At 57.6% G+C, this 19,162-nt stretch carries 22 protein-coding genes; 6 read left to right on the top strand and 16 right to left on the bottom strand.

Annotation, left to right across the window (positions count from 1 at the left end; translation table 11 throughout):
• Positions 1-33: 33 nt before the first annotated feature.
• Together AC07ED_RS08300 and AC07ED_RS08295 are read right to left on the bottom strand one after the other, a co-directional pair.
• Positions 34-1,218, bottom strand: coding sequence for a globin-coupled sensor protein (locus AC07ED_RS08300; RefSeq protein ID WP_158664528.1), 1,185 nt, complete (start codon positions 1,216-1,218; stop codon positions 34-36).
• A gap of 94 nt (positions 1,219-1,312) precedes the next feature.
• Positions 1,313-2,311, bottom strand: coding sequence for a Hint domain-containing protein (locus AC07ED_RS08295; protein ID WP_105235374.1), 999 nt, complete (start codon positions 2,309-2,311; stop codon positions 1,313-1,315).
• Positions 2,312-2,428: 117 nt separating this feature from the next.
• Here AC07ED_RS08295 and AC07ED_RS08290 point away from each other — a divergent pair, with 117 nt between their 5' ends.
• Complete coding sequence (locus tag AC07ED_RS08290; RefSeq protein ID WP_105235373.1) at positions 2,429-3,208, top strand: SDR family oxidoreductase; 780 nt, start codon at positions 2,429-2,431, stop codon at positions 3,206-3,208.
• Positions 3,209-3,287: 79 nt separating this feature from the next.
• Complete coding sequence (locus AC07ED_RS08285) at positions 3,288-4,370, top strand: ABC transporter ATP-binding protein (protein WP_105235372.1); 1,083 nt, start codon at positions 3,288-3,290, stop codon at positions 4,368-4,370.
• Here AC07ED_RS08285 and AC07ED_RS08280 read toward each other — a convergent pair.
• On the bottom strand, positions 4,360-5,022 hold the full coding sequence (locus AC07ED_RS08280) for a helix-turn-helix transcriptional regulator (RefSeq protein ID WP_105235371.1): 663 nt from the start codon (positions 5,020-5,022) through the stop codon (positions 4,360-4,362). The two genes, AC07ED_RS08285 and AC07ED_RS08280, sit on opposite strands and share 11 nt — an antisense overlap.
• A gap of 178 nt (positions 5,023-5,200) precedes the next feature.
• On the opposite strand from AC07ED_RS08280, the gene AC07ED_RS08275 reads away from it, so the two are divergent.
• Genes AC07ED_RS08275 through AC07ED_RS08260 form a run of 4 tightly spaced genes read left to right on the top strand, consistent with a single transcriptional unit; the run spans position 5,201 to position 7,559 of the window.
• Positions 5,201-5,416 (top strand): twin-arginine translocase TatA/TatE family subunit, encoded by a 216-nt coding sequence (locus AC07ED_RS08275; RefSeq protein WP_105235370.1) that lies wholly within the window; start codon positions 5,201-5,203, stop codon positions 5,414-5,416.
• Between the two features lie 21 nt (positions 5,417-5,437).
• Entirely contained in the window at positions 5,438-5,872 is a 435-nt protein-coding gene (gene tatB / locus AC07ED_RS08270) for a Sec-independent protein translocase protein TatB (protein WP_105235369.1), read from the top strand.
• Positions 5,869-6,723 carry a twin-arginine translocase subunit TatC gene (gene tatC / locus AC07ED_RS08265; protein WP_105235368.1) on the top strand — a complete coding sequence of 285 codons (855 nt, stop codon included), beginning with the start codon at positions 5,869-5,871 and terminating at the stop codon, positions 6,721-6,723. Before tatB ends, tatC begins: the two co-directional genes overlap by 4 nt.
• On the top strand, positions 6,720-7,559 hold the full coding sequence (locus AC07ED_RS08260) for an ATP-binding protein (protein WP_067549141.1): 840 nt from the start codon (positions 6,720-6,722) through the stop codon (positions 7,557-7,559). The genes tatC and AC07ED_RS08260 overlap by 4 nt, the downstream gene beginning before the upstream one ends.
• 54 nt (positions 7,560-7,613) lie before the next feature.
• Here AC07ED_RS08260 and AC07ED_RS08255 read toward each other — a convergent pair whose 3' ends face one another.
• The 13 genes from AC07ED_RS08255 to alr all read right to left on the bottom strand — a co-directional run bounded on the left by AC07ED_RS08255 (position 7,614) and on the right by alr (position 19,121).
• Entirely contained in the window at positions 7,614-8,810 is a 1,197-nt protein-coding gene (locus AC07ED_RS08255) for a peptidoglycan DD-metalloendopeptidase family protein (RefSeq protein WP_105235367.1), read from the bottom strand.
• A 46-nt stretch (positions 8,811-8,856) separates the two neighbouring features.
• Positions 8,857-9,495: a protein-L-isoaspartate(D-aspartate) O-methyltransferase gene (locus AC07ED_RS08250; protein ID WP_197498145.1), complete on the bottom strand. Its 639-nt coding sequence runs from the start codon at positions 9,493-9,495 to the stop codon at positions 8,857-8,859.
• Entirely contained in the window at positions 9,492-10,277 is a 786-nt protein-coding gene (gene surE, locus AC07ED_RS08245; protein ID WP_105235366.1) for a 5'/3'-nucleotidase SurE, read from the bottom strand. The genes AC07ED_RS08250 and surE overlap by 4 nt, the downstream gene beginning before the upstream one ends.
• 66 nt (positions 10,278-10,343) lie before the next feature.
• Complete coding sequence (locus tag AC07ED_RS08240; protein WP_105235365.1) at positions 10,344-10,997, bottom strand: SDR family NAD(P)-dependent oxidoreductase; 654 nt, start codon at positions 10,995-10,997, stop codon at positions 10,344-10,346.
• Between the two features lie 64 nt (positions 10,998-11,061).
• The gene (locus tag AC07ED_RS08235) at positions 11,062-11,307 is read right to left on the bottom strand and encodes a hypothetical protein (protein ID WP_105235364.1); all 246 of its coding nucleotides are present in this window, start codon (positions 11,305-11,307) and stop codon (positions 11,062-11,064) included.
• A gap of 217 nt (positions 11,308-11,524) precedes the next feature.
• A complete protein-coding gene (gene purF / locus AC07ED_RS08230; RefSeq protein ID WP_105235363.1) occupies positions 11,525-12,976 on the bottom strand; it encodes an amidophosphoribosyltransferase in 1,452 nt (483 codons plus the stop codon).
• A 112-nt stretch (positions 12,977-13,088) separates the two neighbouring features.
• Complete coding sequence (locus tag AC07ED_RS08225; RefSeq protein ID WP_105235362.1) at positions 13,089-13,640, bottom strand: CvpA family protein; 552 nt, start codon at positions 13,638-13,640, stop codon at positions 13,089-13,091.
• An 8-nt stretch (positions 13,641-13,648) separates the two neighbouring features.
• Positions 13,649-15,025 carry a DNA repair protein RadA gene (gene radA / locus AC07ED_RS08220; RefSeq protein WP_105235361.1) on the bottom strand — a complete coding sequence of 459 codons (1,377 nt, stop codon included), beginning with the start codon at positions 15,023-15,025 and terminating at the stop codon, positions 13,649-13,651.
• Positions 15,026-15,068: 43 nt separating this feature from the next.
• Positions 15,069-15,518: a paraquat-inducible protein A gene (locus AC07ED_RS08215; protein WP_105235360.1), complete on the bottom strand. Its 450-nt coding sequence runs from the start codon at positions 15,516-15,518 to the stop codon at positions 15,069-15,071.
• A gap of 39 nt (positions 15,519-15,557) precedes the next feature.
• The gene (locus tag AC07ED_RS08210; protein WP_245918056.1) at positions 15,558-16,259 is read right to left on the bottom strand and encodes a DNA repair protein; all 702 of its coding nucleotides are present in this window, start codon (positions 16,257-16,259) and stop codon (positions 15,558-15,560) included.
• Between the two features lie 308 nt (positions 16,260-16,567).
• On the bottom strand, positions 16,568-17,314 hold the full coding sequence (locus AC07ED_RS08205) for an ABC transporter ATP-binding protein (RefSeq protein WP_105235358.1): 747 nt from the start codon (positions 17,312-17,314) through the stop codon (positions 16,568-16,570).
• Complete coding sequence (locus AC07ED_RS08200; RefSeq protein ID WP_105235357.1) at positions 17,311-18,087, bottom strand: MlaE family ABC transporter permease; 777 nt, start codon at positions 18,085-18,087, stop codon at positions 17,311-17,313. Before AC07ED_RS08200 ends, AC07ED_RS08205 begins: the two co-directional genes overlap by 4 nt.
• Positions 18,084-19,121: an alanine racemase gene (gene alr, locus AC07ED_RS08195; RefSeq protein ID WP_105235356.1), complete on the bottom strand. Its 1,038-nt coding sequence runs from the start codon at positions 19,119-19,121 to the stop codon at positions 18,084-18,086. The genes AC07ED_RS08200 and alr overlap by 4 nt, the downstream gene beginning before the upstream one ends.
• Between the last annotated feature and the right edge of the window lie 41 nt (positions 19,122-19,162).

Below are 19,162 nucleotides of genomic sequence, written 5' to 3'. Positions count from 1 at the left end.
GGTGACGGGCATGCCCTGACAAGTTAATCTGCGTCAGTTGGTGTCGAGACTTTCCATGCGGCGCAGGTAATCGTCGGCAGTGGTGCGCAATGTGTGCGCCTGTTCCGCCACGTGTTCGGACCCGATACGCGACTGATCGACGGTCGACATGATGACGTTGCCCAGAACTTCACCCTGAACGCGCAGAGCATCCTGAACCGACACCGAGGCTGTGTTCACCTGCGAGACCTGTTCAGAGATCGCGCCAACGCTTTTCACCGCGGAGTTCGTTTCGACCCGCACGGCTTCGATCAGGTTATTAATGTCTTCGGTTACTTTGGTGGTCTGAGCCGCAAGGTTCTTCACCTCGCCCGCAACTACGTTAAACCCGCGGCCAACAGCGCCAGCGCGCGCGGCTTCGATAGAGGCGTTCAAAGCCAAGAGGTTGGTCTGGTTCGCGATGTCATTGATCATCTGAACCGCCTTGGAGATGTTTTCGACCTTCTGGGATAAACGTTCCACCTGATCGGTCGCTGTCTGGGCGTATTGCGCAGCCGTGGTCGACAACATCGTTGCCTTTTCCATCTCACCACGAATGTCGCTCGCGGAATTGGACAGATCTGCTGCCGACATCGATGCTTGTTTCACATTGGCAGAGGTTTGCTCTGCTGCGCCCGCAAGTGTTTCAACAATCTTGCCCAACGAGTCCGAGAAATCGCGGCTCATCTCGTGTTTGAGAGAGGCTGAACGTTCCGCCGACGTCGTCAGGTAGCTGCTCAGTGACAAATCCATGTCAAACGTCACAGCACGGCTGATCGCATCGACCAAGGCGTTGTTGCGCTTGCGGAAAAATCCACGGTGCCCAGCGTGTTCAATCAGGCCAACCCGCATGTGTGTGTAGCCCGCAATTTGAAGTGAGGGCGCAAGATTGATGCGAGTATGAATCGCCGCGATTTGCTTTACAGATGCGAGGTATTCTTCGCCAAAATCCGCGTTCGCGATAAACGTCCAGTGTTTGATGAAGTTTGCACCAACACGTTCAAGACGCTTTTTTTCGCTGAGCATCGCGCCGAATGGCTGCAGATCATCAATGAATTTCAAGAGGCTATCCAGGGCAAGCGGAATGGCCTTTTGAATGTTGTGGCGGTTTTGACGAATGAGGCCCAAACGAGCGTCATTCAAGCCATGGTTCAAAAGCCGTTTGCGCATTTCGGCGATGTCGAGCGAGCTCGTTTCCAACGGTGACGTCCTCGGTGCAATATACATACTTGACCGTGGGAACGGCGTTTGTCCGAGAAAATGTAGGATTTCATTCAAATAAATTGAATTTTTATCAGCTACTCGACGCCTTGCGCAAAACCTCCGCCGCATTTTGAGATGGCAGCAAGGTTTCAGTCACTTCGAAATCATGGTGGTGGCGATAGGTGTGACGCTGCGCGTCGACCGTTGCCGGAATGGCGGATCGGGTGCGCGGGTCGATGAGAAGGGATTCCGCAGCGATCCCTTCGGCATAGATGATTTGGTGTTCGTCAAAGAGAACTTGGAAGTAATCTACATAACCACCGTCCTGTTGGTACACGGTGTCGCCGTTGATCAGGTGGCGAACCCGCACCAAGACCTCGGCACGGCCAGCGCCGAGATGATCCTCGCGCTGGTAGATGAAGACGCGGTGATCGGGCGACAACATCAGATCATTTTCGTTGTGCAGCGTGCCCTTGCGGATGACGACAGGTGCAAATTCGCCCACAGCGCGGAGCGTCGTTTGACCAATCCAGCGCACAGATTGCGCACCATCATCGCGGGTTAGGACGCGGTCGCCGACCCTCAGGTCTTCGATCTTGCGCTGCTCGCCAGAGGCCAGCGTAATATGGGTGCCGCGGGCGAACGACACGCAGGCCATTTCTGCAAAACGGCTCAGCGCTGCGTCTCGATCAATGCCAACGAGACGGAAATCTTTGCGAGCGGGCATGGGGGCGAGAGGGAGGATGTAGACCTCTTCGACGCCGCCATCTTCGACTTCGACCAGAACGATGACCTCGCAAGTGGTGCTGTCGGACATCATAAACGTCAGGCAGGAATCGAGGTAGATCGCATTGCCCGCCGTTCCGATTGCGGATTGCATCGCGACAGTCAGCGCGCCCGTGTCAGGGTCCATCGCCACCGACAATGGTAAACGCTGCGCTGTTTCAGTGATCTGATAGATGTCATCCATCAGCAGTTCGTCGGCAAAACTGATCGGGTCCCCTTCGGCAACGCCATTGGTCACGACAAAATCACGGCTCCGATGAACGGGCAAGGTTTGGGACGTGTGCGCGTTTTTCAAATGAGACATAAACCAACCTTAAAACTCGTGATGCTATTGAAACGGGTAACTAGTGAATAATCTATATATTCGTCAACGGATGGGAAACATAAAGCAACCCACCATGCGTATCAGGGAGATTGAAACGTGGATCTAGGGATATCTGGTAAACGAGCATTGGTCTGTGGCGCGTCCAAAGGTTTGGGGCGCGGCTGTGCAGAGGCCTTGGCCGAAGCAGGGGTGAATCTGCTGATCAACGCGCGGAACGCTGAGACGCTCGAGCAGACGGCTGCCGAAATTCGTGCGAAATATGGCGTGTCGGTAGACACAGTTGCTTGCGACGTGACCACGCCTGAGGGCCAAAAACAGGTGATTGATGCGGCGCAAGGTGTTGATATCCTTGTCACCAATGCAGGTGGCCCGCCTCCGGGGATGTGGACGGATTGGAACCGCGACGATTTCATCAAGGCGCTGGATGCGAACATGCTGACGCCCGTTGCACTGATGACCGCACTGATGCCTGCGATGATCGCAAAGGGTTGGGGCCGCGTGGTGAACATCACCTCTCAGTCGGTTAAGGCGCCGATCCCGCAATTGGGATTGTCGAACTCTGCACGAGCAGGGCTGACGGGGTTTGTGGCTGGGACATCGCGACAGGTCGCGCCTTATGGGGTGACGATTAACAATATGCTGCCTGGTTTGCATGACACGGATCGCGCGCTTTCGCTCGATACTGGGGTGTCCAATGCCGAAGGGATCAGCATTGCCGATGCACGGGCAAAACGCGAGGCCACGATACCAGCGCAGCGCTATGGCACGACGACCGAATTCGGGGCGATGTGTGCGTTCCTTTGTTCGGACAAGGCGGGCTTTATCGTGGGGCAGAATATCATGCTCGACGGCGGTGCGGCGAATATGACCATGTGATCCATGGACTTGCCCAAGGCGGGCGAGGTTGATAGGACGGGCCTATACCCGATTGAAGCTGTCGGAAATAGGAACCATCGTGCCGAACCCACCCCGCCTTGAAATCCGCAACATACGTCGTTCGTTCGACGGACTGCCGGTTGTGGATGACGTATCGCTCTCGGTGATGCCGGGGCAGGTGACGTGCCTTTTGGGGCCGTCGGGCTGCGGGAAATCGACGACGCTGCGGATCATCGCGGGCGTAGATATGCAGGACAGCGGTGAAATATATGTCGACGGCCAATTGGTTTGTGACACCGTCTACCGCGTCCCACCCGAAGGCCGTTCCATCGGTTTGATGTTTCAGGACTTCGCTCTGTTCCCTCACCTCAGCGTCGCGGGCAACGTCGCCTTTGGCCTCATTGGGGACAAACAGGACCAACGCCGTCGGGTTGAGGAACTGCTCGATAAGGTCGACATGCTTCGCCATATCGACAGCTACCCGCACGAACTTTCGGGTGGGGAACAGCAACGTGTCGCACTGGCGCGGGCCTTAGCGCCGCGGCCGCGGATCATGTTGATGGACGAACCGTTTTCGGGCCTCGATAACCGTCTGCGCGACGGCATCCGCGATCAGACGCTTGAGGTGCTCAAGGACGAAGGCGCGGCAGTTTTGCTAGTGACGCACGAGCCGGCCGAAGCCATGCGCATGGCGGATGAGATCGCGCTCATGCGCCGTGGTAAGATCGTTCAGCAGGGTGCGCCCTATAACGTTTATAACGCCCCCGTTGATAAATCTGCCGCCGCATTTTTCAGTGATATCAATGTGATCCACGGCAAAGTTCAAGGGGCGCTGGTTGAAACAGCCTTTGGTCAATTCTTTGCTCCGGGGCAGCCTGATGGCACCGATGTGGACATCGTTATTCGACCCCAGCACCTTCGGATCGACTTTGATCGGCATGGGCGCGGCCCAAACCCGACCGTCGGCGACGGCGCACCTGCGCGGGGTATCGTGACCCGTTCACGGTTCATGGGAGCGGAGAGCCTCGTTGAGTTCAAAATGGATTTCGATGGGTCCGTGCTGAAGGCGCAGGTGCCGAATGTGTTCCTGCCGAAACCCGGAACCGCGCTCTGGCTGATGATGCGGCGTGATCGCTGTTTCGTTTACCCCGTTAAGAAATAGTTCGCGCCGCCCTATAATCGTCCAGCGTTTTGCCAGCTTCGTTGACAAAGAGGGACGGGAGTTTGCGTAGCGCGGTGATCTCCTCTATCGGCAGATCATCAAAGCCACGGATCGTTTCGCACCACACCGTGCAGGTCCAAACCCGCCCCCAGTAATCGAGCCGCAGAGGCCGCACCGTGCGATCCTGACCGTTGAGCGTTACTAGTAGTTTCTGCCGCGCACGGATCGCTTGCCGAAGGGCGGGCAGGTGAACGACGCCATGCGTGCGCCCTGTGAAGGGATAAATGGCAAGCCCATCCGTTGTCGTATGATCCACGTCCTCGGGCAGGGCCGCGTCGAGTTTGTCAGCCAGTGTCTGCGCAGCCTCGGTCAGATCAGGCTCACCAGATTGGGCGACTGCCATAAGACCGAGGTGCAGCGCCTCAAGCTCTGCCATTGAGAGGTTCATGGCGGGCAGAGTGATCGGGGCGGTGATCCGATAGCCCGTTCCGCGAGACCCAACCATCGGCACGCCAGAGGCCATCAACGTCTCCATGTCGCGGTAAACCGTGCGCACTGTGACGCCCGTTTTCTCAGCAATATCAACGGCACGGTGCACATCACCGTCCCGCAAAATCCGTATCAACTGCCGCAATCGATCCGTTCGTTTCATACGTCTTTGTCGCAGCAGAATTCGCTACTGACAAGTTTTTGTCACAAACTTCGATAAACTTTTGAGAAACCTCGCGCCAAAAGCGATTTCGCGCTTTTCACCGCTTGGGAAACTGGCAACAGTCGGGATCACAGAATTTTCGGGCGGCAGAGGCCGTCCCGCACATAGGGAGACTATCATGCTCAACAATATCGGCCCGATGGGCCTCATCCTGATTGCAGTTGTTGTTCTGGTCATGTTTGGCCGCGGCAAAATCTCGGGCATCATGGGCGAAGTGGGCAAAGGCATCACCTCGTTCAAAAAGGGCATCAGCGAAGGCGAAAAAGAGCTGGAAGCTGCAAAAGCTGAAGCTGCAAAAGACGTCACCCCCGAGTCTGACAAAGACAAAGCCTAATCAACGCGAAGGAACGCCGTTATGTTTGGCATGGGCTGGAGCGAGATGGTCCTCATCGGCATCGTCGCGCTGATTGTGGTTGGACCGCAGGAATTACCGGGATTGTTCCGCAGCGTCGGGCAATACGTAGGTAAGGCCAAAGGGATGGCCCGCGAATTCAGCCGCGCGATGGATCAGGCGGCGGATCAGTCGGGCATGAAGGACATCAACAAGACCCTGAAGGCCGCGTCGAACCCGACGCAGTTCGGCAAGGATGCGATCAAATCGACCTTGGATACCTCTTCGCTCACACCTGAGCGGGCAGAGACCAAGGAAAAGATGGATGCAGCCATGGCGAAGGCCGCCGAAGAGCGCAAAGCCCGCGAGGCAGCTGCCGCAGAGGCCGCTCTCGACGAGGCCGAAGCAGACTTGGCCGCGCTGCGTGACCCAAGCCCCAAGACCGAGGCAAAAGAATGAGCAACGCAGACGAAATCGAAGATACCTCTGCCCCGTTGATCGAACACCTGACAGAACTGCGGTCGCGACTGATCAAATCGCTCGGCGCTTTCGTTGTGGCGATGGTGATCTGCTTTACCGTTTGGAACCCGATTTTCGATTTCCTGACGCAGCCGCTCTGTGATGCGTTGGCGGAAAACGGTCAGCAGGATTGTGGTCTGGTGATGATCGCCCTCCAAGAGGGCTTCTTTGTCGCGGTCTCGATCTCTATGCTCGGCGGTTTGGTCCTGTCGTTCCCCGTGATCAGCTACCAGCTGTGGCGGTTCGTGGCACCTGGTCTCTATAAATCGGAAAAGAACGCGTTCCTGCCGTTCCTTTTGGCCTCGCCGATCATGTTCATCCTCGGTGCTGCCTTTGCGTTCTACGTTATCACGCCGATGGCCTTCACGTTCTTCTTGAACTTCCAACAGGCAGGGGCGACCGCTGGGACTGAGGCAACATCGGCTGGTATCAACTACCTCGGTTCGGCGCAGTCCTATCTGTCGCTGACGATGAAGTTCATCATCGCCTTTGGCCTCTGTTTCCAGTTGCCCGTTTTGCTGACCCTTATGGGCAAGGCGGGGTTGGTCTCGGCTGACGGTCTGCGATCGGTTCGCAAATATGCGGTGGTCGGCATTCTCATCCTCGCTGCGATCGCGACACCGCCCGACGTGGTAAGCCAGATCATCCTCTTCTCGGTCGTCTATGGCCTGTATGAAGTGTCGATCCAATTGGTTGCCCGCGTTGAAAAGGCCCGTATCGAACGTCTCAAGGCCGAAGGTCTGTATTTCGAGGACGATGAGGACGAGGCCGACGACGAGGCTAAGGCATGAATGACGCGACCTTAACGCGTATTGCAGAGGCGCTAGAGCGGATCGCTCCGGCGCCTTTAGCCGCTCCGGACTTTGCCGCTGCACAAGGGTTCGTTTGGCACACCAGTCCCGACCGGCTCGAACCAGTGACCAAGGTGTCGCGGGTTGATGTCTCGCTCCTCGTCGGGGTGAACAGATCGCGTGACACGTTGATGGCCAACACCGAACAGTTTGCCCGTGGGATGCCCGCAAACAACGCCCTTTTGTGGGGTGCGCGGGGCATGGGGAAATCCAGTCTGGTTAAGGCCGTACATGGCAAGCTGGGGGAAACCTATCCCGACCTCAAACTGATCGAGATCCAGCGCGAAGACCTTCCGTCGATCACGCGGTGCCTGAACTTGCTACGTGGTCGTCCTGAGCGCTTTGTTCTGTTCTGTGATGACCTGTCGTTCAGCAATGATGACGCGCATTACAAATCGCTTAAGGCGGTGTTGGATGGCGGGATTGAGGGGCGTCCCGACAATGTGGTGCTCTATGCTACGTCGAACCGTCGCCACCTTATGCCGCGCGATATGATCGAAAACGAACGCTCTACGGCTATCAACCCTGCGGAAGCGGTCGAAGAGAAAGTATCGCTCTCGGATCGGTTTGGTCTGTGGCTCGGGTTCCATCCGTGTTCGCAGGACGACTACCTAAATATGATCCGCGGGTATTGCGCGTCTTATGGCGTTGAGATCGACGAAGAAACGCTTTGGGCCGAAGCCATCGAATGGCAAGCGACCCGAGGGAGCCGTTCTGGCCGCGTGGCGTGGCAGTATTTTACGGACCTCGCAGGGCGCAAGGGCGTGACACTTTGACGAAAACGGGCGGGGAATTCCCCGCCCGTTTTGTATTCTGATGCTGCTACCTGATTAGGGCAGGTAATCTTCGGGGTTGGCCGATTTCATCCCCGACAGGCGCACTTCAAAGTGGACGACCGCAGGGTTCGTAGCTTTTACCACACCGATTTTCTGGCCCTGACGGACGCTTGCGCCCTCAGCCACAGTCAAACCGTCGAGGTTGGTATAAACGGTCAACAGATCGGTCGCGTGACGGATCACCACAATCGCAACACCGTTAGTATCACGGGTGATGGCGGCCACGGTGCCAGCGGCAGCAGCGACCACTTCGTCGCCCGCGCTCGCTGCGATGTCGATGCCTTCATTGCTGCCAGCAGAATAGGCACGCACGATGTTACCGCGCACTGGGTAGATCAGCGGAGCATTCGGGTTCGCTGCTGGCGCCGGTGTGCCGAGGTCTGGCGCAGCCACAGGGGCCACGGTGGCCGTCGCTGCAGGTGTTGTGGTTTCGGTCGGGAGCGGCGTTGCAGCCGACGGCGGAACTGGCGTCTGGGTGCCTTCGCCTGGTGCGCTTTCTGGCTCGGTGATGAGGGTCACGCCGCTTTGTGGGATCAAGAGCGACTGACCTTCACGAACCGAGAGATCAGAGCCTAGACCGTTCCATTCCGCCAAGGTCCGCACGGGCAGGTTATAGAGACGTGCGATAGAGTAGGCGGTCTCGTTCGGGCGCACGGTGTGGCGCAGCGGTTCAATGCCGTCCATGACGGTTGCGGTTTGAGGCGCGGCAGCGACAGGCGCGGTCGAGGTGGCTTGCGGACCAGCACGGTCAATTGCGGCGGCGGCAAGAGTTGTCACATCAACCTCGGTCGGCTGGATTGGACCAGAGATGACGGCGCCAGTGGCAGCCGACGGTTCAGCCACGCGGTTCGGCAAGAGCAGCACAGCACCTTGGTTCAACGAGGTATCAACGCTGAGCGCGTTGGCGCGTGCCAGCTCTGCCGCGTTGATGTCCAGACGTTGGGCAACGGTTGTGACAGTATCGCCGCGAATTGCCACGACCACCTGATAGTTCGGGTACGAAATCACACCGCGATTATCGGGCTCTGGACGCGGCGGCAGGTTGCGTGCGGCATTCGTGGTATCGAGCGTGTTGCCGCCCAAGTCCCGCAAGTCCAAATCGAAATTCTCAAAGGTGTCTGCACAGCCTGCCAATAGCGTCAGCGCGGCACCTGTGAACAGCGCAGCGCGCAGGGAATTTGCCTTGATCATCACTCGATCCTCGTCTCTCTCGCTCTGTTGATCAGAGCTGTTTAGGTCAGTCGCCCAACCCCTCTACCAGAGGGACAAAGCGGACAGGGCGTAATTCGTCGTAGTCAAATCCGTCCTCAGTGCGGGTGACACGGATCAGGCTCTGAACCGCATCTGATTGCCCCACTGGCAATACCATAATACCGCCAACACGCAATTGCGCCAAGAGCGGACCGGGCGGGTCTTCGGCGGCTGCGGTCACGAGAATGCGATCAAACGGGGCCTGATCGGGCAAACCAAAGCTACCGTCACCTACAAAAGGGATCACATTCGTCAGGTCGAGCCGTTCAAAAATCGCCTTCGCGTCCGTCACAAGCCGACGATAACGGTCGATGGTATAGACGCGGCGGGCGAGGTGGCTGAGGATCGCGGCTTGATACCCAGAGCCTGTGCCGACCTCTAAAACCTTATCGCGGTTGGTGACATTGAGCGCCTGCGTCATGATGCCAACGACCGACGGTTGGCTGATCGTTTGACCCGACGCAATCGGCAGGGGCATGTCCTCGTAGGCGCGGTCAGCAAAGATGCCTTTGACGAACATTGCGCGGTCGACCCGTTCCATCGCCGTGAGCACACGTGCATCCGTCACGCCCTTTGATCGTAGGGCGTAGAGGAACTGCATCTTGGCTTCGGCGTCAAAGGTCACTCTAGCGCATCCCGCAGCTGGGCGAGGGTCGCGTGATCGGTGAGGTCTGCGCGCATCGGCGTCACGCTGATGTAGCCATCAAGGTTCAGGGTCACGTCCGTGTTGGGCAGGGTGCGAACCCGTTGATCGCCCCCTTTGACCCAAAGAAACTTGCGGCCCGAAGGCGATTGATGCGGCTCGACGGTAAAGGTGGTGCCACGGCGGAAGCCCTGTGCGCCAACCTTGATCCCTTGAACGTCGGCAGCGGCGACGGGAGGGAAGTTCACGTTGTAGAACAGGCGATAATCCTCATCACCCCAGAGACCGTTTTTCAGCAAGCGCCGCACAACGTCAGCACCGTGCTGGGCAGCGGCCTCGAACGGTTGGTCGAGGTCGGCATTGGCTGGGCCAAAGAACTGCGACATTGCGATGGCAGGGACACTCTGAAGCGAGGCCTCAATCGTGGCGCCGATGGTGCCCGAATACATGACGTTTTCGCCCGCGTTGTTGCCACGGTTCACACCAGAGAGCACGAGATCAGGTTTATTGACTGCCATAACGTCGTAGAGCCCCGCCAGAACACAGTCCGCAGGCGATCCTTCGGCGGCGAAACGGCGGTCACCGAGTTGGGCAATCATCGTCGGGTGCGTGTAGCTAATACAGTGACCCACGCCTGACTGTTCAAAGGCGGGCGCGACGGTCCAGACCTCACCATCGGGGCCAGCAACCTCTTGCGCGATTGCGTGGAGCACCTTTAGGCCCGGTGCGTTGATCCCATCGTCGTTGGTAATAAGAATGCGCATGCTCACCTCTTTTGCTGACCTTCCTAAGCAGTTGAAGGCAAAGCGGCAAGCATTGTCAGACCTGTTTTACGATAGGATTTCTGGCAGGAGACGTGCGGCCTCTTCGCGGATGTTGGTCAGGGGCGCGCGGTCTTCTCCAGGGAAGAAGCGTGCGCGCACGGCTGTCGGCATCGGCCGCGGGGTCAAAATCTTGACCATCGGGCCGATTTTCGCGGTTTCAGTTTGCCAGCTGCGCGCCATTGCGATCTGTGCGGCCTTGGACGCGCCATAGGCGCCAAAGAATGCCTCGCCAGCGCGTGGGTCATCAAAGAACACTGCGCGGCCCGTCGTGCCCAAAAGAGGCGCCACATAGCTGATCAAACGCTGGGTTGCTTTGACGTTTGTCAGGAATGCCTTGTCGTAGTCTTTTTCCGGCATGTCCGGAGCAGGCGACAAAGGCGGGGAGAAGATCGCGGAATGGATCCAAAGATCCAGTTTGCCCCAGCGATCATAGACCGAACGACAGAGCTGCTGCATCGCGGCCTCAACCGTGATGTCCATCGGCGCAAGCGACGCTTCACCACCTTTGGCCTGAATGCGATCATCCAGTTCCTCAAGTGCGCCCGTGGTCTTACCCACGGCGATAATGTGGTGCGTTTCGGCAAGCTGTTCGGCCAAGGCAGAGCCAAGTCCGCGCGAAGCGCCGGTGATCAGAGCGGTGGGGCGTGTATCTTGCGTCATAGGCTCCATTTCGCACCTTGTTGCGTTTGGTGCAAGTGGGCTGTGATGCGGCGATTTGGTCGAGTCAGTTCATCATCTGCAAGACAAGCTGCCCGTCCATTCCGGTGAGGATAACGGACTTTTCATCAATCGCAGTAATGCGGCCCGACAGCGTCGTGTCGCCCACCGAAACAAGGCGGACATAGCCGATCCCGTTGCGCAGGATCGCTTGGGTGCCGTCTGGTTTCACAATTGTGCCGATGAGTGCCATTTGATCGAGTGGCAGCACATCGACGACCGTTGCCGCCTGCGCGACAACGTTGTTGGTCATGCTCGTCATTTTCGGTCCATTGCCCGTGAGTGGTAGGACCGAGGTGGCATGTGGAAATCAGTAAAAAAACCCCTCCTTGCACGGAAGGATAGGAGGCATAAGCGGGGAACTGCCAGTTCCCCGATTTCGATATATGCAAAAGAAATAAGGGCCGCCACATTGGGCGACCCTAATCTTGCACGACCGTGCAAGGTGATTTCCGAACGGTGATGTCGCGTTAGGACTTCAGTTCGAATCCCTTGGCGATCATATCGGTCGGTTTGATCGGATATTCGCCCGAGAAACATGCATCGCAGAACTGCGGACAGGCGTTGTTGCGACCCTCTGCATGACCTGCTGCGCGGTAAAGACCGTCGAGCGAAATAAACCGCAGACTGTCGACACCGAGGTGGTCACGCATTTCGTCTTCGGTCATGGTCGCCGCGATCAGTTTTTCACGCTGCGGGGTGTCCACACCGTAGAAGCACGGCCAGGCGGTGGGCGGGGAAGCGATGCGGAAGTGCACCTCTGCCGCGCCAGCATCGAGGAGCATATCCTTGATCTTGCGGGTCGTGGTGCCTCGAACAACAGAGTCGTCCACAAGGATGATCCGTTTGCCAGCGATCAGCGCGCGGTTCACGTTTAGTTTGAGACGCACACCCATGTTACGGATCGCATCGGTGGGCTCAATAAAGGTGCGGCCCATGTATTGGTTGCGGATGATGCCCATGCCGTAGGGAATGCCGCTTTCGTGGCTGAAACCAATCGCGGCAGGGGTGCCCGAATCTGGCACTGGGCAAACGAGGTCGGCCTCAACAGGTGCTTCGCGAGCGAGTTCGACGCCGATCTGGCGGCGGGTCTCATAGACCGAACGACCAGAGAGGATCGAGTCAGGACGTGAGAAGTACACCTGTTCAAAGATACAGAAGCGCGGTTCTTGACGACGGAAGGGAAAGTGGCTCTGCACGCCGTCTTTGGCCGAAATCACAACCATCTCACCCGGTTCGATTTCACGGACGAATTCGGCGCCGATGATGTCGAGCGCACAGGTTTCAGACGACAGCGCCCAGCCATCGCCGATTTTGCCCAAGACCAGCGGACGCACGCCCAGCGGGTCACGAACGCCCATCAGTTTGGTGCGGGTCATTGCGACGACCGAAAACGCGCCTTCAGCTTTGCGAAGTGCTTCTTCCATGCGGTCAGGGATGTTGCGGCCCATCGAACGCGCCATCAGGTGGATGATGCATTCTGAGTCCGACGACGATTGGAAGATCGCACCGCGATCAATCAGGTCACGGCGAAGTGCTGCCGCGTTGGTCAGGTTGCCGTTGTGCGCAATCGCAGCACCGCCCATCGAGAATTCGCCAAAGAACGGCTGAACGTCTCGGATCGCGGTCTGACCTTTGTTGCCAGCGGTCGAATAGCGGACGTGACCGATACCGATGTTGCCTGGCAGCGTCTGAAGCAGTTCTGCGCTGGTAAAGTTATCGCGGACATAGCCCATACGACGTGCAGAGTTAAAACCGTGCTCTGCATCGTGCACCACGATCCCGCCAGCCTCTTGGCCGCGGTGTTGTAGGGCGTGGAGGCCAAGGGCGACAAAGTTGGCCGCATCGGCAACGCCGACAACGCCGAAAATCCCGCACTCCTCCTTTAGCTTGTCATCGTCAAAGGGGTGGGCGAGGGGCATCGTTCTGGACACGAGTGTTTGCTCCGAATCCGATATGGGAAGGGTTCGCCCCCTGATAAGCGTTCAGGGGGCCAGTGTCACGAAACTATCATACACTTTATGCGACGATAATTTATTCGCAGGTTCCGAGAAGGTCGTTGTAGTGGCTGGTCAGCCAACCCAAGGCTGCTTCGGGGTCTTGATCTTCGATCTGACCCGTCAGGTTGTTAAAGATTTTGGCCGAACGGCTGTCATCCACAATCGCCATGCCCTGCGAGGCAAGGATCGTGTTGTACAAAAAGAACGCGACAGCAATCAGGATGATCCCGCGGACCACGCCAAAGAGGAACCCGCCCGCCTGATCAAACGCGTCCAAAGCGGTGTTCCGCACCAGCGACGACAAGAGCGGCGTGAAGATCGAGAAAACCGCCAGAGCGATCGCAAAAACGGCGGCAAAACCGACGATGAGTTGCAGTTCGCAGCTGCTATCGATCAGGCCACCGATCACCGGAAGGTTGCCGACAAAGACACCAGCGGGCGAGGCAAAGTTGAAGGCGACAATCGCAGCGGCAATCCAGCCGAGGATCGACAGCGCTTCGCGGACGATGCCACGGCTATAGGCCAAAAGGGCCGAAACTACGATGACGATGGCAACAACGCCGTCGATAATGGTGAAACCGTCCATTTTGTCCCCTATACCGTCCCGTCTCGCGGGCCGAAAATGTCGTTCACGAAGCCAGCGAGGTCCTGCATCTGTTTCAGGTCCATCGCTGGTGCCGCTGCTCTTTTGGATAGGTGCGGCAGAATTGCCGACGTGAAACCAAGTTTTTGCGCTTCTTTCAACCGATTTTCGGCCTGAACCACCTGTCTGATGCTACCAGAGAGGCTAATCTCGCCAAAGATGACACAGTCAGACGGCAGTGCGGCATCTTCTCGGGCTGAAATGAGGGCCGCAGCGACGGCTAGATCGGCGGCTGGTTCCGTGATCCGCATCCCGCCCGCGACATTCAGATAGACATCGAGCCCCGCAAAAGCGATCCCGCACCGCGATTCCAAAACCGCGAGGATCATGCCCAAACGTCCCCCATCCCAGCCGACGACCGACCGACGGGGTTGCGGTGTGGGCGAGGGCGCAACGAGCGCTTGGATCTCGCAGAGCATTGGGCGCGACCCCTCAACGCCTGCGAAGACAACCGACCCAGGGGTAGGTTTGCCACGCTCGGACAGGAACAAGGCGCTGGGGTTCTTCACCTCAACCAGTCCTTTTCCCGTCATTTCAAACACGCCAATCTCGGACGCGGGACCAAACCGGTTTTTGACCGCCCGCAAAATACGGAACTGATGGCCGCGCTCGCCTTCGAAATAGAGCACTGTATCGACCATATGTTCGACAACTCGTGGACCGGCGAGAGCGCCTTCTTTTGTGACGTGACCCACGAGGATCGTCGCGATCCCGCTCTTTTTCGAGAAGGTCACAATTTCATGCGCCGAGGCCCGCACCTGACTGACCGACCCCGGTGCGCTGTCGACGGTATCGGCCCACATGGTTTGGATCGAGTCGATGATCACCAGATCGGGCTGTTCGACCTCAAGTGTGGTGAGGATGTCGCGCAGGTTTGTCTCTGACGCGAGTTTGACGGGGCTTTTCTCTAGCCCCAATCGCCGTGCGCGCATCTGGACCTGAGCGGCAGATTCCTCGCCCGAGATGTAGACGACCTTTAGGCCATTACGGGCAAAACGTGCTGCGGCTTGAAGGAGCAGAGTGGATTTGCCGATCCCCGGATCACCGCCAACCAAAATCGCCGATGCCTTAACCAAGCCACCGCCGAGCACGCGGTCTAGCTCTGCCACGCCTGCCTCAGTGCGGGGCGGTTCGGCTTCTTGAGCGGCCAGATCGGTGAGGGCAATGGTTTGACCACGACGACCAGAGAGGCTCTTGCTCCCGTGGCTGGTGGCGAGTGGTTTTTGTTCGCTGATCGTGTTCCACGCACCGCAGGCGTCACAACGGCCAGACCATTTTGTGGAACTCGCGCCGCAGTCGGAACAGATGAAATTAGGTTCTTTTGCCATGCTCGCCTTGTCCCTTATTCGACCCGCCACAGCAACGGAAAAGTCAGTCTTTGTGCGGGGCGAGCGCGATCAAAACCGATGCGATCACACAGCCCGAAAACAGATAGAGCCCCCAAGCGGTTTCCAATCGCCCGACGCCCACGCCTTTGACGATCACCACGTAAAGCGCCAGCAGAAAAACGTCGGCCATGGCCAGTTTTCCGAGCCACATCAGGACAGGTTTGACGCGGGTGTCGAGCAAACCGAAGTGCACCAACGCCATTCCAATGGTTTTTAGATATGGGGCGAAAATGGCGAGGACGGTCACTAACAGCGCCAGATAGACATCTGTTTCCCAGAGGCTTTGCAGGCCGGACACGACCGAGATTTCATGCGTTCCAAACAGCGGCAAAAGGCCTGCCCGCATCAAAGGCGCAAACCACGCCAGTGGGAAGAGAACCAACAGGCACAGGTTGGCGAATTTTATGAGATAACTGGAGCGAAAAACTGTCATATCCGATGAAGTGGCCAGAGCGCCCCAATTTGGCAAGAGTTATTCTGCTGCAGGTTTGGCCGTTATTGGGACGACATTGGTTTCTGGTTCGTCAACTTCTTCCTGCTCGAACCCATAACCGAGGGTCGGCAGCACGGCCTGAAGTTTATCGTCGAGACGGGCCAACTGGTTGGCAATCACGCTCTCTTCGGTATCGAGTTGCTGTGCCCATTTTTCGATTTCCTGACAGGTGTGCAGGGCCTCGATGATCTGGCGTTGCTGTCGTTCAACTTCTTCCTGACGCTGGCGCAGGAAGGTCCGTGCATGGGCGACTTTTTCGTCGGAATAGATATCGGCCAGACCTCTGGACCTCTCGCTCATTTGTGCGGCGACCGTCAAAATATCGCTCTCCAGATCAGAAAGGTCAGGGTGGTCGCGCATGAATTGGATACGTTCGCGCACGGCATCAAATTCTGACGACAGGGTAAATACGCCCTCACGGTCGGCGGCATGGCAGCGGTGATAGGCGCGTGCAACGTCGTCCATATTGATCCGAAAATTCCGATGAGACTTTTCCAGAGCCATGATGCGGCCATTTGCGGGGGCAAAGAACATCATCGAAAAAAAGAACATCGTGACGGCCAGCTGGATATACATGCCAGCGTTTTCGACCTGAATATCGCCGAACGCCAAGGACGCGGTGAGCCAAGGCGCAAGGTCGAAAGCGCACATCACTGTGTAGCCGACCACGAAAGCGGACATCAGAACCAAAAACAGAAATGAAAACGCATGAAATGTGCGGACAAATAAGCCCGACGCAGCCGTAAAATTCATAACTCGGCTTCCCCAAAAACCTCGTTGCTCTATACCTTAAAGGATAGGTTAATTCACCTATGTGGGCGAAGGATTTTGTCGAGAAATGGGCAAAATTGATTGGATTGCTGGATAATCACGTTATGGTTGCGTGATTGTTTCCGTTTCCCGCACAGTTTGCAGCGTCGCCGCGAAACACTGCTCAATTAAGCGAGAAGCTGTTTCCAAACAGACCGCGAAGCTAGCGTCCGATTCGATCAGCGCAGGGTTTCGATGGGACCTGTCGCGCGCCCGTGGATGAACTGATCGACATAAGGATCGTTGCTGTGATCGAGATCGGCAATCGGACCTTCCCAGCGGATTTTACCCCGATGTAGCATCGCGACCCGATCCGAGATCGCGCGAACGCTGGTCATGTCGTGGGTGATGGTGATCGCTGTCGCGCCCATCTCGACGACAATTTCGCGGATCAAATCATTGATCACGCCCGACATAATCGGATCGAGGCCAGTGGTCGGTTCGTCGAAAAAGATGATCTCTGGCGAGGCGGCAATCGCCCGCGCAAGGCTGACCCGTTTTTGCATCCCGCCCGATAGTTCCGCAGGCAAGCGATCCGCAACATCAGGGCCGAGCCCCACGCGGCGAAGTTTTTCGATAGCAATCTCGCGGGCCTCGGACTTGGGACGTTTCAACGCGCCGCGCATCAGACGAAAGGCGACGTTTTGCCAGACAGGGAGGCTGTCGAACAACGCGCCGCCCTGAAACAACATCCCAAACCGTGCGAGAAATGCATCACGCGGTTGGCGGGTGACGTCGACGCCGTCGACTTCGATCATGCCGCTGTCTGGTGTCACAAGGCCAAGAACGGATTTGATCAAGACAGACTTCCCCGTGCCCGATCCGCCGATGACGACCATCGATTGACCCTTGGGCACGTGCAGATCAACGCCACGCAGGACGTCGTTGCTGCCAAAGGATTTATGAACGTCAGTGAGCCGGATCATGCGGAAAAGAAGGCCTGTGTGAGAAGGAAGTTCGCAGCGAGGATCAAAATCGCCGCCGCAACAACAGAGGTTTTCGTGGCGCTGCCGACGCCTTGGGCGCCGCGACCAGAGTTCATGCCGTAGTAGCAGCCCATCAAAGCGGCAATGAAACCGAACACGCCACCTTTGATCAGGGATGAGAAAATATCCATAAATTCAAGGAAGTCGGCGGTGTTCTTGATATATGTCGAGGCGTTGAACCCCAGCGTTTCGGTGGCGACCAGATAGCCGCCCAGAATGCCGATGGTATCACCGATCCCCACGAGAACAGGCATGACGAGCGTTGCGGCCAAAACACGCGGCAGGGTCAGATACTTCATCGGGTTCGTCGAGAGCGTAACTAGCGCGTCGATCTGTTCGGTCACCCGCATTGTCGCGATTTCAGCGGCAACGGACGATGTGACCCGCGCGGCGATCATCAGACCGACCAACACCGGACCCAATTCGCGGACCATCCCGATAGCAACGATCTGGGGCACGACGGCTTCGGCGCTGAAACGTGCACCACCCGCGTAAATCTGGAGCGCGAGGGCGCCGCCTGTGAACAGGGCGGTCAGGCCCACAACGGGAAGCGAATAGAACCCGATCTGCATCAGGGCCGTGCCCAATTCACGCGGATAGAACGGTGGCCGTACGAGGTGGCTGATCGTTTCCCCCGCGAACAAAGCCAGCCGACCGACAAAGGCCAAGGCCCCTAGAACAGCACGACCGAGGGCGGCAATCGGATTTTTCACGGCAGATAGGTCCGTTTGTAACGGCCCCCCAGCGAGGTCAAGATTTCATACCCGATGGTGCCCGCAATATCGGCAAGGTCATCGACGGTCTGTTGCGGGCACAGAAGGCTCAGCGCCTCTGGTGCCTCATCAAGGTCAGTCACATCAACGGTGATCAGGTCCATCGACACGCGCCCGACGATGGGACACGGGATCGAACCCGCCCATAGCTTTGTGTTTTTATTCGACAGAGACCTAAGGATACCATCGGCATAACCACCTGACACGGTTGCGATTTTACTGTCACGGGCGGCTTGCCAAGAATTGCCGTAACCGACGACTTCGCCTTCGGTCAGGTCGCGGATCTGGATAACAGGCAGGTCGAGTTTGACCACGGGGGACGCATCGGTGAACGGTAGGCCACCATACATCCCGATCCCGGGGCGCGTGACGTCAAAATGATAGTCCTTGCCCAGCAGAATACCGCCCGTAGCCGAGAGCGAGCGTGGCACATTCACGCCGTCCGTCATCTTACGGAAGGTTTCTAACTGGTAGGCGTTCATCGGGTGATCAGGCTCATCGGCACAGGCCAGATGGCTCATAATCAGGGCAGGGGATTGTGCCATCACGATAGACGCGACCGCCGACCATTCCGACCACTCCATCCCCAGACGGTTCATGCCCGTGTCGAGCTGGACGCCAAAGGCCTTACCTGGGAGAGATTCAAACTGGCGCGTCAATTGATCGAGCGAGTTGATCATCGGGATCAGGTCAAGCTGAAGGATCGCGTCGGTGTCGCCCGCCATATGCCCGCCGAACACGTGGATCAGCGCATCGGGGCCAACGGCCTGACGGACCTTTGCACCTTCTTCGACAGAGGCGACAAAGAACCGATTTGCACCTGCAGCCTTGAGCGCGGCGGCAACGCGGTCGGACGAAAGCCCGTAGCCGTCTGCTTTGACAACTGCGCCCGTTTCGGCGTCAGACATCGCAGCCAAGGCACGCCAGTTCGAAACCAGCGCAATCAGATCAATATGTAGAAAACCAGTAGCCATGGGCGTCTTGTGCTGCGCCGTTGCCCGCAGGGCAAGGGAAA

The organism is Aestuarium zhoushanense, assembly GCF_056431045.1.
This window is presented reverse-complemented; position numbering and strand designations above follow the sequence as displayed.

Coding starts and splice junctions, on each gene's coding strand:
- AC07ED_RS08235 (WP_105235364.1), bottom strand. CDS start 11,307: ATGACCAACAACGTTGTCGCGCAGGCGGCAACGGTCGTCGATGTGCTG.
- tatC (WP_105235368.1), top strand. CDS start 5,869: ATGAGCAACGCAGACGAAATCGAAGATACCTCTGCCCCGTTGATCGAA.
- AC07ED_RS08215 (WP_105235360.1), bottom strand. CDS start 15,518: ATGACAGTTTTTCGCTCCAGTTATCTCATAAAATTCGCCAACCTGTGC.
- AC07ED_RS08255 (WP_105235367.1), bottom strand. CDS start 8,810: ATGATCAAGGCAAATTCCCTGCGCGCTGCGCTGTTCACAGGTGCCGCG.
- AC07ED_RS08260 (WP_067549141.1), top strand. CDS start 6,720: ATGAATGACGCGACCTTAACGCGTATTGCAGAGGCGCTAGAGCGGATC.
- AC07ED_RS08280 (WP_105235371.1), bottom strand. CDS start 5,022: ATGAAACGAACGGATCGATTGCGGCAGTTGATACGGATTTTGCGGGAC.
- AC07ED_RS08205 (WP_105235358.1), bottom strand. CDS start 17,314: ATGATCCGGCTCACTGACGTTCATAAATCCTTTGGCAGCAACGACGTC.
- tatB (WP_105235369.1), top strand. CDS start 5,438: ATGTTTGGCATGGGCTGGAGCGAGATGGTCCTCATCGGCATCGTCGCG.
- AC07ED_RS08295 (WP_105235374.1), bottom strand. CDS start 2,311: ATGTCTCATTTGAAAAACGCGCACACGTCCCAAACCTTGCCCGTTCAT.
- AC07ED_RS08275 (WP_105235370.1), top strand. CDS start 5,201: ATGCTCAACAATATCGGCCCGATGGGCCTCATCCTGATTGCAGTTGTT.
- AC07ED_RS08225 (WP_105235362.1), bottom strand. CDS start 13,640: ATGGACGGTTTCACCATTATCGACGGCGTTGTTGCCATCGTCATCGTA.
- alr (WP_105235356.1), bottom strand. CDS start 19,121: ATGGCTACTGGTTTTCTACATATTGATCTGATTGCGCTGGTTTCGAAC.
- AC07ED_RS08240 (WP_105235365.1), bottom strand. CDS start 10,997: ATGACGCAAGATACACGCCCCACCGCTCTGATCACCGGCGCTTCGCGC.
- AC07ED_RS08210 (WP_245918056.1), bottom strand. CDS start 16,259: ATGTCCGCTTTCGTGGTCGGCTACACAGTGATGTGCGCTTTCGACCTT.
- purF (WP_105235363.1), bottom strand. CDS start 12,976: ATGCCCCTCGCCCACCCCTTTGACGATGACAAGCTAAAGGAGGAGTGC.
- radA (WP_105235361.1), bottom strand. CDS start 15,025: ATGGCAAAAGAACCTAATTTCATCTGTTCCGACTGCGGCGCGAGTTCC.
- surE (WP_105235366.1), bottom strand. CDS start 10,277: ATGCGCATTCTTATTACCAACGACGATGGGATCAACGCACCGGGCCTA.